The following is a 14,582-nucleotide window of genomic DNA, read 5'->3' as shown; positions in this document are numbered from 1 at the left end:
ATATCGCCGCATCATGTTCTTGTTCATGATTGCTCCTTTCCCGTCCGATGACTGTCATCGGATAATCGCCATAGTATTGCGGCGATGCAGAGCCGTTTGACGACCGGAGACGATTTGCAGTCCTCAGGACGGCGTCGCAAGATTCAGCCGCGGCCCAATGGCTGCGAACCCACTTCACCGTGACCGGGCGAGCAGCGTGACGGATATGCCGCGGGCTACCCTCGCACGCACCGCATACGCATACATGCACAAACACACATACACACATACACACATGAATATGGCCGGGCATCCCGTTTGGGATGCCCGGCCATATTCATGATGCGGTCAGGTTACCGCCGCCTTCAGGACTCCTGCTCAGGAGCTTCCGCAGTATCGGAAGCGGCACCGGCCGTGACCGGTTCGGCGCTGTCCTGCGCCGGCTCGGCGGCGTCGGTCGTCGCGGCATCGGACTTCGGCTCCTTGCTTTGCGGCTCTTCGAACGTCTCGCCCTTGAAGGTGAACTCGCCGAGGATGCCCTCGCCTTCGGAGTCGACCACGACGCGCTGGCCGTCCTTGAGGTCGCCCATAAGGATCTTCTCGGAGATGGCGTCCTCGATGTCGCGCTGGATCACGCGACGCAGCGGGCGGGCGCCGAGCAGCGGGTCGAAGCCCTTCTGCGCGAGCAGGTCCTTGGCCTTGTCTGTGAGTTCGAGCGACATGTGGCGGTCGAACAGGCGGTCGTTGAGCTGCTTGATGTCGAGGTCGACGATCTGGCGCACCTGCGGCTCGGTGAGCTGGCGGAACACGATGATGTCGTCCAGACGGTTGAGGAACTCGGGGCGGAACTGCTGCTTGAGTTCGGCGCTCACCTGCTCCTTCATGCGCTGGTAACTCGACTCGCTGTTCGAGCCGAGGCTGAAGCCGGTGTTGGCCGCCTTGGCGATGTCGCGCGTGCCGAGGTTCGTCGTGAGGATGATGATGGTGTTCTTGAAGTCCACCTTGCGTCCCTGACCGTCGGTCAGATGGCCGTCGTCCAGCACCTGCAGCAACGTGTTGAAGATGTCCGGATGGGCCTTCTCGATCTCGTCGAACAGGACGACGGAGAACGGCTTGCGGCGCACCTTCTCGGTGAGCTCGCCGCCCTCCTCGTAGCCGACGTATCCCGGGGGCGCGCCGAAGAGTCGCGAGGCCGCGTACTTCTCGGAGAACTCGGACATGTCGACGCGGATGAGCGCGTCCTCGTCGTCGAACAGGAATTCGGCGAGCGCCTTGGCGAGCTCGGTCTTGCCCACGCCGGTGGGGCCGGCGAAGATGAACGAGCCGGACGGGCGCTTCGGGTCCTTGAGGCCGACGCGCGTGCGGCGGATCGAACGGGACAGCGCGGAGACCGCCTCGTCCTGGCCGATGATGCGCTTGTGCAGCTCGGACTCCATGCTGAGCAGCTTCTTCGATTCGGCCTGCGTAAGTTTGAACACGGGGATGCCGGTGGTCGAGGATATCACCTGGGCGATCACGTCCTCGTCCACGACCATCTTCACGTCGGATTCGCCTTCGCGCCAGGAGGATTCCTTCTCCTTGCGCTCGGTCTCAAGCTTCTCCTGCTTGTCGCGCAGTTCGGCCGCCTTCTCGAAGTCCTGGTCCTTGATGGCCTGGTCCTTCTGTTCGGCGATCTTGGCGACCTTCTGGTCGAGTTCCTTGAGCTCGGGCGGGGCGGTGAGCCGCTTGATCCGCAGGCGTGCGCCGGCCTCGTCGATCAGGTCGATCGCCTTGTCCGGCAGGTTGCGGTCCTGGATGTACCGGGCGGACAACTCGGCGGCGGACTGCAGCGCGCCGTCGGTGATGGTCACGTGATGGTGGTTCTCATAGCGCGAGCGCAGGCCCTTGAGGATCTCGATGGTCTCGGCGATGGTCGGCTCGTGCACCTGGATGGGCTGGAACCGGCGTTCGAGGGCCGCGTCCTTTTCGATGTACTTGCGGTACTCGTCGGTCGTGGTGGCGCCGATGGTCTGGAGCTCGCCGCGCGCCAGCATGGGCTTGAGCATGTCGGAGGCGCCGAGCGCGCCGTCGGCGGAGCCTGCGCCCACGATGGTGTGGATCTCGTCGATGAACAGGACGATGTCGCCGCGGGTCTTGATCTCCTTGAGGACCTTCTTGAGGCGTTCCTCGAAGTCGCCACGGTAGCGCGAGCCGGCCACCATGGAGCCGAGGTCGAGCGAGTAGACCTGCTTGCCCTTGAGGGTCTCCGGCACGTCGCCGGCGTTGATCTTCTGCGCGAGGCCTTCGACCACGGCGGTCTTGCCGACGCCGGGCTCACCGATCAGCACCGGATTGTTCTTGGTGCGCCGGGAAAGCACGACCATGACGCGCTCGATCTCGTTGGAGCGGCCGATGACCGGGTCCAGCTTGCCTTCCGCGGCCTCCGCGGTCAGGTTGCGGCCGAACTGGTCGAGGATGGCCGATCCGGTCTGGCTGGCCTTGTTCTGCACGCCGCCGGCGTTCGCCAGCTCGCCCTTGCCGTTCGCGTTGCCGTTGCCGCTGTTGCCGCGAATCATGTCGATCGTCGCCGAGCGCAGCTCGCCCAGGTCGACGTCCATCTTGATGAGCACCTGGGTGCCCACGCCTTCGCCCTCGCGGATCAGGCCGAGCAGGATGTGCTCGGTGCCGATGTAGCTGTGGCCGAGCTGCAGGGCCTCCCTGAGGCTCAGCTCCAGCACCTGCTTGGCGTGCGGAGTAAAGGGAATGTGGCCGTTCGGCGATGCATTGCCCTTGCCGATCATCTCCTCGACCTGTTTGCGGGTGTCGTCCAATGTGACGCCTTTGGAGGCGAGCGCCTTGGCGGCGACGCCGTCGCCCTCGCGGATCAGGCCGAGCAGCAGGTGCTCGGTGCCAATGTAGTTGTGCTGGAGAGAGCGTGCCTCCTCCTGCGCCAACACGATCACGCGCCGGGCACGGTCGGTAAACCGTTCGAACATGCTTGTCCTTCCAATCTCGATAGTCCACACCACTCTACCGATTCGCGGTGACGTTTATGCCCTGCTTTCCACGAATTGCGCTGAGAACGCAAAACGACCCGCTATGCTGGAGTTATCGGCACGCCGGAGGCGTCGATGCGTCGGCCGGCTTGCCCGGGCAACGTGGGCCGGCAATGACGTCGGCTATGGACAAGGAGGCTGTCATGACGGATGCGAATGTCGATGCAGGCATGGGGATCGCCCGTGAGGCATGGAACGAACGGGGTGACATCGTGGTGGGCGTGGACGGTTCCGCCGAATCGTTCGCGGCATTGCAGTGGGCCCTTGACGAGGCGGCACTCACCGGCTCCGCGGTCAACGCGGTATATGCGTGGAGCCATTCGTGGGATGCCGGCTCGCGCCCGCAGAGCGAGGAGGATTGGGAGCGCGCACGGCAGGACATCACCAGGCGGCTGCTGTCGTGGGTCGAGGAGGCGAGCCGCGGCATGTCGTTCGACCATGACCGGCTGAAGCTGACGTCCGTGCACGCCTCGGGGACGTCGGGGCTGCTGCAGATCGGTTCCGACGCGCGGCAGATCGTCGTCGGCCGCCGTTCGCTGGGCCGCGTCACGCGGTGGTTCGTCGGCTCGTTGTCCGCGTCGCTGGCCGAGTCGGCGAAGGTGCCGGTGACGGTGGTGCGTGTCGCCGGCAGCGAGGACCAGCATGTGGAGGACAGCATCGCCCGTTCGCTCGCCCCGGAGGTGACCATCCATCATGACGCCGACAGTGTTACGTCACCGCAGGAGAGCCGTCCGGTCGTGGTGGGCGTCGACGGGTCGGAGACGTCCCGCCATGCGTTGCGGTTCGCCGCGCGCGAGGCGGCGCTGCATGATGTGCCGCTGCATGTGATGTTCTGCTGGCAGCTGCGCGACCTGGGCGAGGTGCCGGGCTATGAGAACGCAGTCGCTCCTCTGGACGCCGGTCAGGAGTACGCGATGTCGATCGCGCGCCGCACGCTCGACGGCATCGACGTCGAGCCGGACGTCGACGTCCATGTCAACGCGTTCCATATCGCCGCGGCGAAGGGTCTGGCTAACGCGTCGCGTTATGCGAGCCATCTGGTGGTCGGCTCGCGCGGGCTGAGCGGATTGGACGCGCACTTCCTCGGCTCGGTGTCGCGGCAGATCCTCAACTTCGCCGAGTGCACGGTCACCGTCGTGCATTGACGGCACGACGACGATGACATGTTGACGACGATGGGGGCTTGCGCTGGATCGTATCGTCCCGCGCAAGCCCCCATCGTCGTGTGTATGTGTGTGTATCGGTTACTCGTCGAGCGGCAGCTGCGACTTGAGCAGGATGATGCCGTTCGCGGCGCCGTTCTGCTTCCTGCGACGCTTGCGCGACGTGCCGCCGGCCTGTTCGATGAGTTCGACGTCCGCACGTTCGTCACGCGGGGCCTGTGCCACGATGTCGATGTGCAGGTCGTCGAACGCCGGTTTGGACTGGATCCAGATATGGCTCGGCTGTGGCGGGTCGATTTCGGAGTGTTCGCCGCACCCGTGGTCGAGCGAGACGACCTTGCCATCGTCGGGGCTCCACTTGTTGGCGCAGACGCCGAACATGTCGCCCAGCTCGCCCTTGATCGGCACGAAGAAGCCGCACGTGGAGCACAGGTTGCCGCTGGCGGTCTTCGTGGAGAGGGACTTCGGGCCGCGCGGACCCTCATACCAGCGTTTCGCCGTCTGGGCTCGCCCCAGCGGGGAGAGCACGTGCCGACGCGACAGGTCGAACTCGCTGACCACGTCGTCCACATCCTGCGGAGACGTGGATGCCGGATCGGAATCGGCGGCCGCGGAGCCAGCTTCGGCGGAGCCAGTGTCGGCAGAGTCGGCAGAGTCAGCAGCGCCGACCGTGTCGGCTGTTCCCGGCTCTGCGACATCCGCGCTCGCGTCATCGACACTACTGTCGGCGGACTTCTCGACGGCCGTGGCTGCGCTGGCCGTGGCTGCGCCGGTCTCGGCCGCGCTGGATTCAATCGTGGCGGGCTCACCCGTCTCGCCATTGTCGTCGGCGGTTTCGGTGGCCGTCGTGTCGGAAGCGTTCGCTGCGGAATCGTTCGCTGCGGAAGCGACCGCCTCACCCGTCGACGCAGCCGTTTCGCCCTCAGCAACAGCGTCCGTCTCCGTGGCGGCGTTTTCAGTGGCAACATCTTCAGCGGCAACGTCCGGTGTCACGGTCTGCGACGCCGCATCGTCTGCGGCACTCCCCTGCTGCGACATCGCGGCGATATCGTCCGCGGTCATGCCGGGTTCCAGACGCGGATCATCCGGCTGCGTGCCGATGGAGTCGGTGACCGACAGGTCGGTCGGCAGCAGACGGTCCTTCCACGGCACCCATGGCGGCGGGCGCAGCGCCTGGTCGGTGGGCACCAGCGTGGACTCGTTCACCGTCCAACGGTCGAGTTCGGCGTCGTGGAACATCGTGACCGACCACTGCCAGCCCTCGTAGCCGCGCAGCAGCGCGACGAACCGGAAGTCGGTGACCCCATCCCCCGCTTCGATGGCCTCGACAAAATCGCCTACGCCATCGGCGTCCTCAGCGGCCTCGACCGCCATCCGGCGGGCAAGCTCGCGCGGGTCGAGACGCTCGTCCCCGGTCTCCATAGTCGTCTCCGGCATCATCACCTCGTCAGTCATTCCTGAACGTCGAAATTGTCGGCCACCGCGCGCAACAGCGTTGCCAGCTTCCTGCTGTCCGCGCTCGACGGATAGCGGTGACGGCGCAGCTCGTTGCCGGCGGAATCCAGCAGCTTGATCAGGTCCTCCACGATGGCGGCCATGTCGTCCGGCTTGGGACGGGTGGCCTTAACCAGGGACGGCACCGCGGCGGCCACGGTCACGCCCATGGCCTGCGGCCCCTTGCGGCCTTCGATCACCGAGAACTCCACGCGAGCGCCCTTGCGCAGCGTCGTGGTGCCGCTCGGCAGAGCCGTTGCCGGAAGGAACACGTCCTTGCCGTCATCGTCCGTAATGAACCCGTATCCCTTTTTCGCGTCGAACCACCGCACGCGTCCGCTGGGCATGGCACACCTCGCTACTCGTCGAACCGCAGACGACCTGTCTGCATTGATTACATCAAAGTATCAGCTTACCTCAACGTATGAACGCGAGGTGTGCGGACCCGGCTATTCCTTGCGGGAACGGCGCTCCTTGGCCGTCTTGCCGCCGGACTTGGCGTTTCGGCCGCGTCCCGCGTCATGCGTCTCGCCGACGGGCTGCAGCGGCTTCGGCTCCATCGGCGCGATGGGCAGCACGACGGTGAGCGTCAGGCCGCCGCCGTCGGACTCGCTGGCGCAGATGAATCCGCGGTGGGCCTTGACCACCGACTGCGCGATGGCCATGCCCAGTCCGGTGCCGCCCTTGAGGCGGGCGCGCGACGGGTCGGCGGTGTAGAACCGTTCGAAGATCTTCGAACGCGAATCGGCAGGCACGCCGGGGCCGTGGTCGCTGAAGCGAATGACCGCGTATTTCATGCCCATCTGCATCGAGCGGCTCACGTCGACGGCTTCGGTGAAGTGATGCAGCGAGGTCTCGGTGGCGGGCATGCGCGACAGGGATTCGGGGCTGATGGATGCCGGCATGACGCCGATCGAGATCTCCACGGGGGAATCGGACGGCGTATAGCGGTGGATGTTGCCGACGATGTTCGTGACGACCTGGCGAAGCCTGGAACCGTCGCCCTTGAGCATGACCTCCGGCATCGGCCCGTCGCTGAATCGCAGCGACGAGGGCGTGGCCCCGTCCTTGGGCTGGAATGCCAGAGTGCCGCGGTGGATGGCGCGGTCGGGGTCAAGAGCGTGCAGGTCGTCCGTGGCGTCGGTGACCAGCGTGGTGAGCGGCACTTGCTGGGTGAGGTCGATGCCGCGCCCCTCGTCCAGTCTTGCCAGCGACAGCAGGTCCTCGACGAGGATGGTCATGCGCGTGCTGGACGATTCGATGTGTTCGATGGACTCGTCGGCGCGTTCGAGCGCGCCCGGCAGGTCACGCTGCATCTTGTACAGCTCCGCATAGCCGTGGATCGCGGCGAGCGGGGTGCGCAGCTCGTGGCTCGCGTCGGAGACGAACCGCTTCATCTTCGCGGTGGTCTCCTCCTGCTCGCGGAAGCTCTGCTCGATGCGGGTGAGCATGGCGTTGAGCGAGGATGCGAGCGATCCGACCTCCGTGTTCTCCGGTGCGGACGGCACACGTTGGCTGAGGTCACCGGCCGCGATCTTGGCCGCGGTCTTCTCGATGCGTTTGAGCGGCGAGAGTGTGCGCTGAGTCACCAACGTGGCCAGCAGCGCGCCGAGGATCACGATGGCGCAGCCGACGATGATGCAGTATCTGGTCAGGGTCCTGGCCGTGTCGAGCTGGTCGCTGAGCGACAGGCCGATATAGCAGATGCCGGTCTTGCCTGTGGACTCGTCCTTCCAGCCCAACGCGACCACGCGCCACGGCGACTCGGCCGTCGTCAGCGTCGAATGGTCGACCGCCCGGCCGTTGAGCGAGACGACGGCGCTCGTGGTGAACGGCTGCTGCAGCTGTATCGTGCCGCGCGAGCCGCTTTCGGGCAGCAGCGGCTTCGATGAGACGCCGTCCTTGAACACGGGGACGATCTCGCCGGGCATGATGGCGTTGTTCTCGTTGCGCCGCTGGACGAAGTAGCTGCCGAGCAGGCTGTTGCTGCGGTTGTCATCGTTGGACTGGCGTACCGTGTCGATGCTGTTGAGCACGAGCTGCGCCTGTCGCAGCAGCTGCGAGTCGGTCTTCTCCAGCATGTAGTTGCCGACGAGCTGGCGCAGTGTGAACGAGATGCTGACCGTGCCGACAATGAGCAGGACCACCGTGCACGCCACGATCTTGGTGGCGAGCGGAACGGCGTCCAACCGACCGACGAACATCGAGCGCAAGGCGTTCCACGCGCCCTTGCGCCGCTGCTCCGGCTGCCGGCCTGACGGCGGCATGGCGGCGCCGGGCTGTCCCTGAGCGGCCGGCGCCTGCCCTGGTACTGGCGCCGGCTGCAACGTTGGTGTCTGCATGGTCATGGACTGCCTCACGCCGTGACTTTGGGTTCGCGGATCATGTAGCCGATGCCGCGCTTGGTCTCGATCAGCGGCGTGACCTTGTGCTTCTCACCGTCCTCTCCGGTGACCATCACGCCATCGACCTTCTTGCGCAGGTACGAGATGTACGATTCGACGATCGCGGCGTCGCCGCCCCAGTCGTACTGCCAGACGTGGTCGAGGATCTGCGCCTTGGACAGCACGCGGCCTTCATTGTCCATCAGGTAGCGCAGCAGCTTGTATTCGGTGGGGCTCAGGTCGACGGGCTGGCCGGCGCGGGTCACGTCGTGGGAGTCCTCGTTGATCTCGAGGTCGCCGACACGGATGATCGGATCGTCCTCGACCTGCTCGCGGGTGCGGCGCAGGATCGCGCGGATGCGGGCCACGACCTCCTCGAGGCTGAACGGCTTGGTCACGTAGTCGTCGCCGCCGACGGTCAGGCCCATGACCTTGTCCTGCGTGTCGTCACGTGCGGTGAGGAACAGGACCGGCGCGCCGATGCCCTCCTGGCGGATGCGGCGGGTCACGGTGAACCCGTCGATGTCAGGCAGCATGACGTCCAGCACGATGAGGTCGGGCTGGGTCTTCTCGATCACCTCGATGGCCTCGGAGCCGGAGGCCGCCGTGGCGACCTCGAATCCGGCGAAATGAAGGGACGCGACAAGCAGTTCGCGGATGGACGGCTCGTCGTCGACGACGACGATGGATGCTTCAATAGGCTTACTCATACTTCCAAGAGTGCGACGCCGGGCTTGACGTTTCCTGAATGTCTTCTGCATCTTGTTCGACAGTAAGCGGTCAACCGGGCTGTCGCGGCGTCGCTCTTGCGCGGCGTCGCTCTTGCGCGGCGTCGCTCTTGCGTGACGTCGCTCTTGTGTAACGTCACTCTTGCGTGGCGTCACTCTTGCGTGGCGTCACTCCCCCGACGCGGCTTTGGACTTGCGGCGCCTGCCCTTGCGCAACGCCTCGCGCCGTTCCCTGCGCGACACGGGACGCGAGGAGTCGACCGTCTCTGCTGCCGCCTTCCAGCGGTCCGCGGCGCTTGCGCGACGGCGTCTGACGATGATGACCACGACCACGATGGCGATGACCAGGACGACGACGACCGCGCCGATGGTGATCCAGATCCACATGCGGGCGGCGTTCTCCGATTCGGTCTTGAGCCTGGCGACGGTGTCCATGAGCGCCGTGGCGGAGCCCGCCCAATCGGGGTCCTTGCCGCTGACCGGCGTGTACGCGCTCTTCAGCAGCTCGTCGGCGGCGTGGCGGCTGTGCAGCCACGATTCGGAATTGCCGGAGACCGCGACGACGATCTTGCCGTCGTTGAGCGCCGCGGCCAGCAGCACGGTGTTCGGCTTGGGATTGGTGGCGTCCAGCGATTCCTGCGCCCACTGGTCCGGATCGTCGGCACCCTGGAAATGCTCCATGTACGACAGTTTCACAGACACGCCGGTCGACTTGTAGGTGCGCGAGATGGCGTCGGTGACCTTGGAGAGGTTGGAGCCCAGCACGTTGAAGGGGTCGGTGACGTCCTGCGAGAACGTGGCTTGGTCATCGTCCGCCGCATTGGCGACTGCGGTCGCCGCGACCGTCATCGACAGCACGCACACCAGAGCGCACAACAGGGCTGCCAGACGCCGGAATGTGGATAACTCGGACCGCGACACGCCGAAGACCCCCCGTCGAGGCGAAGCTCCGACCACATGACCTGTTTTTTCGTATCTCATCGTTCGCAATGCCATAAGCTCCACCTTACCGGTTCCGGCGCACCGGCGTCGGACGGCACACCCTGATTGCGCCATCCGGCGAAATCGACACTGACAAGAAAGGACCAGACCATGCCCCAGTATCAAGTAGACTCCGAGCGCATCCGATCCTCGTCGGCGGCGGTGTCCGCCTCGATCGCCTCGATCCGGCAGGCGGTGAACGGCATGTACACGAACCTCAACGGCCTGCAGGACGCCTGGCGAGGCGGCGCGGCGACGCAGTTCACCTCGCTGAGCGCGCAGTGGCGTGCCGCCCAGCAGCAGATGGAGGCGTCGCTTGAGTCCATCCAGAACGCGCTCACCCAGGCGTCGACGGTGTACGCCGACGCCGAGGCTCAGGCCTCGCGTCTGTTCGCCGCCGGCTGAACGCCTGGCGGGTCGTGACAGGCCCGGCACCAACGACAAAAGGGTCTTGGCCCTGCGATCATGCAGGGCCAAGACCCTTTGGTCATGTCAGCCTATCGGCCGGCTTGCTGTCGGCGTGCCGATCAGTAGCCCATGTCGGCGCCGGCGGCCGGGGCGGCGGTCTTCGGCTCCGGCTTGTTGGCGACGACGGCCTCGGTGGTCAGGAACAGGCCGGCGATGGAAGCGGCGTTCTGCAGCGCGGAACGGGTGACCTTCACCGGGTCGGCGACGCCGGCGGCCAGCAGGTCCTCGTAGGTGTCGGTGGCGGCGTTGAAGCCTTCGCCGTCCGGCAGCTCGCGGACCTTGTTGAACACCACGTCACCGGACACGCCGGAGTTCTCGGCGATCTGCTTGATCGGGGCCTCGATGGCGCGGAAGACGATGGCGGCGCCGGTGGCCTCTTCGCCGGTCAGCGAAGTGATGGCCTCGGCGGTCTCGGCCTTCTTGGCGGCCTGGACGAGGGCGACGCCACCGCCGGGCAGCAGGCCCTCTTCGATGGCGGCCTTCGCATTGCGCACGGCGTCCTCGATGCGGTGCTTGCGCTCCTTGGCCTCGACCTCGGTGGCGGCACCGACCTTGATGACGGCGACGCCGCCGGCCAGCTTGGCGAGACGCTCCTGCAGCTTCTCGCGGTCGTAGTCGGAGTCGGTCTTCTCGATCTCGGCGCGGATCTGGGCGACGCGGGCGGCCACGTCCTCCTTGTCGCCGCCACCGGAGACGATCGTCGTCTCGTCCTTGGAGACGATGACCTTCTTGGCGGTGCCGAGCACGGACATGTCGATGGAGTCGAGCTTGAGGCCCAGCTCATCGGAGACGACCTGAGCGCCGGTGAGGATGGCCATGTCCTGCAGCATGGCCTTGCGGCGGTCGCCGAAGCCCGGGGCCTTGACGGCGCACGAGTTGAAGGTGCCGCGGATCTTGTTGAGGATCAGGGTGGGCAGCGCCTCGCCGTCCACATCCTCGGCGATGATCAGCAGCGGCTTGCCGGTCTTCATGACCAGCTCGGCGATGTGCACGACATCCTGCTGGCTGGAGACCTTGCCGGAGGTGAGGAGGATGTACGGATCCTCGAGCACCGCGGTCTGGTCGTCGGCGTTGGTCACGAAGTACGGGGCGATGTAGCCCTTGTCGAAGCGCATGCCCTCGGTGAACTCGAGGTCCAGGCCGAAGCGGTTGTTGTCCTCGACGGTCACGACGCCATCCTGGCCGACCTTGTCGAGAGCCTCGGCGATCTTCTCGCCGACCTCGGGGTCGGCGGCGGAGATCGTGGCGGTCGCGGCGATCTGGTCCTTGGTCTCCACGTCCTTTGCGGCGGCGACCAGTTCCTTGACGATGGTGTCCGTGGCCTTCTCGATGCCGCGGCGCAACGCGATCGGGTTGGAGCCGGCGACGACGTTCTTCAGGCCCTCATGCACGAGGGACTGGGCGAGCACGGTCGCGGTCGTGGTGCCGTCGCCTGCGACGTCATCGGTCTTCTTGGCGACTTCCTTGACCAGCTCGGCGCCGATGCGCTCGTACGGATCCTCGAGATCGATTTCCTTGGCGATGGAGACGCCATCGTTGGTGATGGTCGGCGCGCCATAGGACTTGTCGAGCACGACGTTGCGGCCCTTCGGGCCAAGCGTGACCTTCACGGTGTTCGCGAGCTTGTCGAGGCCCGCGAGCATGCCCTGACGAGCTTCCTCATCATATGCAATGATCTTTGCCATGGTTGTCTATCCTCCAAATGGCTTCCGGTACTGGTTCCCACTTGGGGCTCAAGCCGCCGACCGTCAGCTGCCGGCTGTCACTCTCCAGCCCCGAGTGCTAATTGGGAGATTAGCACTCTCGGTGCCCGAGTGCCAACATTGGGCGCGCGATTGCGCTCTTGGCTTGAAAATCTTCCGTCGCACGATTCGCCGGACGGGTTAAGTGCAGAACAGTGTGTCCTGAATCCGGTGCTGGGACTGCCGGCGTCCTGCGCGTCGTGGCGCGGCCGGTGTTCCGGGCGTCGGCCCGGCTGAGTGCAGATATCGCCGCCGGATGCTCCGCTCATCGAACCTCCGCACGACCACCGTGCAATTCCTCGCTGTATCGGCTCACGATCGGGACGCGGCGCCAAAAACGCCGTTCTGAGCCTCGCGTCCCACAGCCCATTGGGACGCGGTGCGAAAACAGGCGATTTTGCCGCCGCGTCCCACACACGGCATCGAAATCACCGGCCGGACGCGACAGATCGGAGGACACGCCGACGACACACCCGGATAAGACACACATGTTGATCCTTACCCCCGCCCTGCCGGGGATAAAAAACGGTCCCGGCATCCGTTCAGATGCCGGGACCGTACTGTGCGGCGGTGCCGACGAGCTCAGAGCTTGACCACTTTCGTGGCCTGGGTGCCTTTTGGCCCACGCTCGGCCTCGTACTCGACCTTATCGCCTTCGTTCAGCGTCTTGAAACCATCGGCTTGAATCACCGAGTAGTGCACGAAGACATCATCCCCACCACCATCCGGGGTGATGAATCCGTAACCCTTTCCAGCGCTGAAGAACTTCACAGTTCCCTGTGCCATTGTTATTTCTTTCCCTTGTTCCTATGCCGCGAACAAGCGGAAGAGAACTCAAAACCACACCGCATCCCCCACTTCGCGACTCCATATCATTGTACGAATATATGGGACAATATCAAGCCGAAGCGGAAAAACGGCGCAGCGGCGCGCAAAATCGAGCCTGAGCGCCTCACTGCATGAGCACCACGACGACCGGGGCCGCGATGCCGGTGACCTGGCGGACGTTGGTGATGCCGAGGGTGGCGGCCACGTCCTTGGCGGTGACCAGGTCCGTCTCGTTCTGGTACCAGACGACCGACGCGCTGGGCAGCGTGCCCTGCGGGTTGGTCGCCGTCACGTTGGTGTACCCGGCCTGCTTGAGCACGTACGCCTTGCTGGCGGCATGGCCGGAGATCTTCGTGCCGTTGACGACGCGCACGGAGGTGGCTTTGTTCGCCGTGGCCTCGGCGGGCTGGGTTTCACCGGAGTTCTGGTCGGTGGACGTGTTGGAGTCAGACGACTGCGACTGGTCGTCGGTCGACGTACCAGACGACGAAGACGACGAGGAGGAGGACGAGCCGCTGCCCGCCGCCGTGCCGTCGGTGGACGTCGACTGTGAGTCGGAGGACTTGTCGTCGCCCGAAGCGGTGTCCGTGGACTTGCTGCCGGAGGACGACTTGCTGGTCGACGTTTCGGACGACTTGCCGGAGGAGCTGCCGGCAGCGGCCTCGGAGCTCGACTGCGAGCCACCCATGCCGAGCATGTCGGCGAACGAGCCGGAGAACACGCCCCATGCCGCCACGCCGGCGAGCGCCACGACGAGCAGCACCACGATGAAGGGCGTCATGCGAGCCCCGGCGGATCTTGCCCCGCGATGCACGCCGACCGGCCCGGCCGGCGGGTTGTCGAACATATCCTTGGGATACGAATCGTACGTTTCCTTGTCCTTGGCCATAATCACCCTCCATATACCTATCGTCAGCAGTCTACCGGCATACTGCCCCAAGCGGCGCCGTCCGGCACGTCGACGGGCGGATGTACACAGCTTCGACACGTCCTGTTCTACAGTAGTGGGCATGAACGAACATGCAGTCAAGCCACTGTCGCAGCTGGTGGAGCCGGGGTGGGCGGCCGCGCTCGCCGATGTCGAGCCGCAGATCCACGCCATGGGCGATTTCCTGCGCGGCGAGCTTCGTGCCGGGCGTCGGTATCTGCCGGCGAGCCACAACATCCTTCGGGCGTTCACCATCCCGTTCGACGACATCAAGGTGCTCATCGTCGGCCAGGACCCGTACCCGACGCCGGGCCACCCCGTGGGCCTGAGCTTCTGCGTGGCCCCCGACGTGCGTCCGCTGCCGAAGAGCCTGGTCAACATCTACCGCGAGCTGGTCGATGACGTCCACGTCCCCATGCCGCGCAGCGGCGACCTGACCCCGTGGACCCGCCGCGGCGTAATGCTGCTCAACAGGTGCCTGACCGTCGGCGTGGGCCGCCCCAACAGCCATCAGGGCAAAGGCTGGGAGCCGATCACCGAGGCGGCGATCCGGGCGCTCAACGCGCGCACCGACGGGCAGGGCAGGCCGAAACCGCTGGTGGCGATCCTGTGGGGACGCAACGCGCAGACGCTCGAGCCGCTGCTCACCAACGCGGCCATCATCAAGTCGCCGCATCCCAGCCCGCTGTCCGCCTCGCGCGGCTTCTTCGGCTCACACCCGTTCTCCCGCGCCAACGAGGCGCTGGCCGCGATGGGCGCGGAGCCCGTGGACTGGAGCCTGGCCGACCAGGACGTGCAGTAGCGGCGTGCGCTGTTCGCCGGCGACGCCGCCAAGCAGGCGCGAGGGGTTCG

Annotated in this window: 12 protein-coding genes; 3 read left to right on the top strand and 9 right to left on the bottom strand. The window is 65.7% G+C overall.

Annotated elements, in window-relative coordinates:
• Positions 1-344 precede the first annotated feature (344 nt).
• Positions 345-2,954 carry an ATP-dependent Clp protease ATP-binding subunit gene (locus F7D09_RS00505; RefSeq protein WP_152233481.1) on the bottom strand — a complete coding sequence of 870 codons (2,610 nt, stop codon included), beginning with the start codon at positions 2,952-2,954 and terminating at the stop codon, positions 345-347.
• A gap of 230 nt (positions 2,955-3,184) precedes the next feature.
• Here F7D09_RS00505 and F7D09_RS00500 point away from each other — a divergent pair, with 230 nt between their 5' ends.
• The gene (locus F7D09_RS00500) at positions 3,185-4,159 is read left to right on the top strand and encodes a universal stress protein (protein WP_152233544.1); all 975 of its coding nucleotides are present in this window, start codon (positions 3,185-3,187) and stop codon (positions 4,157-4,159) included.
• Between the two features lie 99 nt (positions 4,160-4,258).
• Here the strand turns inward: F7D09_RS00500 and F7D09_RS11265 are convergent, their stop codons facing one another.
• The 5 genes from F7D09_RS11265 to F7D09_RS00470 all read right to left on the bottom strand — a co-directional run bounded on the left by F7D09_RS11265 (position 4,259) and on the right by F7D09_RS00470 (position 9,632).
• A complete protein-coding gene (locus tag F7D09_RS11265; RefSeq protein WP_226835784.1) occupies positions 4,259-5,632 on the bottom strand; it encodes a DUF3027 domain-containing protein in 1,374 nt (457 codons plus the stop codon).
• Positions 5,629-6,018: a cold-shock protein gene (locus F7D09_RS00485; RefSeq protein WP_152233480.1), complete on the bottom strand. Its 390-nt coding sequence runs from the start codon at positions 6,016-6,018 to the stop codon at positions 5,629-5,631. Before F7D09_RS00485 ends, F7D09_RS11265 begins: the two co-directional genes overlap by 4 nt.
• Positions 6,019-6,120: 102 nt before the next feature.
• Entirely contained in the window at positions 6,121-8,019 is a 1,899-nt protein-coding gene (locus F7D09_RS00480) for a HAMP domain-containing sensor histidine kinase (RefSeq protein ID WP_376863612.1), read from the bottom strand.
• 8 nt (positions 8,020-8,027) lie between these two features.
• The gene (locus tag F7D09_RS00475) at positions 8,028-8,765 is read right to left on the bottom strand and encodes a response regulator transcription factor (RefSeq protein ID WP_152233479.1); all 738 of its coding nucleotides are present in this window, start codon (positions 8,763-8,765) and stop codon (positions 8,028-8,030) included.
• 186 nt (positions 8,766-8,951) lie between these two features.
• Positions 8,952-9,632: a TPM domain-containing protein gene (locus F7D09_RS00470; RefSeq protein WP_152233478.1), complete on the bottom strand. Its 681-nt coding sequence runs from the start codon at positions 9,630-9,632 to the stop codon at positions 8,952-8,954.
• 243 nt (positions 9,633-9,875) lie between these two features.
• Here F7D09_RS00470 and F7D09_RS00465 point away from each other — a divergent pair, with 243 nt between their 5' ends.
• Entirely contained in the window at positions 9,876-10,169 is a 294-nt protein-coding gene (locus F7D09_RS00465) for a WXG100 family type VII secretion target (protein WP_152233477.1), read from the top strand.
• 122 nt (positions 10,170-10,291) lie between these two features.
• Here F7D09_RS00465 and groL read toward each other — a convergent pair whose 3' ends face one another.
• The 3 genes from groL to F7D09_RS00450 form a co-directional block, all read right to left on the bottom strand.
• On the bottom strand, positions 10,292-11,917 hold the full coding sequence (groL, locus tag F7D09_RS00460; protein ID WP_152233476.1) for a chaperonin GroEL: 1,626 nt from the start codon (positions 11,915-11,917) through the stop codon (positions 10,292-10,294).
• 639 nt (positions 11,918-12,556) lie between these two features.
• On the bottom strand, positions 12,557-12,760 hold the full coding sequence (locus F7D09_RS00455) for a cold-shock protein (RefSeq protein WP_152233475.1): 204 nt from the start codon (positions 12,758-12,760) through the stop codon (positions 12,557-12,559).
• Positions 12,761-12,926: 166 nt separating this feature from the next.
• Positions 12,927-13,691, bottom strand: a complete 765-nt coding sequence (locus F7D09_RS00450) for a LytR C-terminal domain-containing protein (RefSeq protein ID WP_152233474.1) — start codon at positions 13,689-13,691, stop codon at positions 12,927-12,929.
• Between the two features lie 121 nt (positions 13,692-13,812).
• On the opposite strand from F7D09_RS00450, the gene F7D09_RS00445 reads away from it, so the two are divergent.
• Positions 13,813-14,532 carry a uracil-DNA glycosylase gene (locus F7D09_RS00445; protein ID WP_152233473.1) on the top strand — a complete coding sequence of 240 codons (720 nt, stop codon included), beginning with the start codon at positions 13,813-13,815 and terminating at the stop codon, positions 14,530-14,532.
• The last annotated feature ends 50 nt before the right edge of the window (positions 14,533-14,582 follow it).

The organism is Bifidobacterium leontopitheci, assembly GCF_009193355.1.
Classification (GTDB): domain Bacteria; phylum Actinomycetota; class Actinomycetes; order Actinomycetales; family Bifidobacteriaceae; genus Bifidobacterium; species Bifidobacterium leontopitheci.
This window is presented reverse-complemented; position numbering and strand designations above follow the sequence as displayed.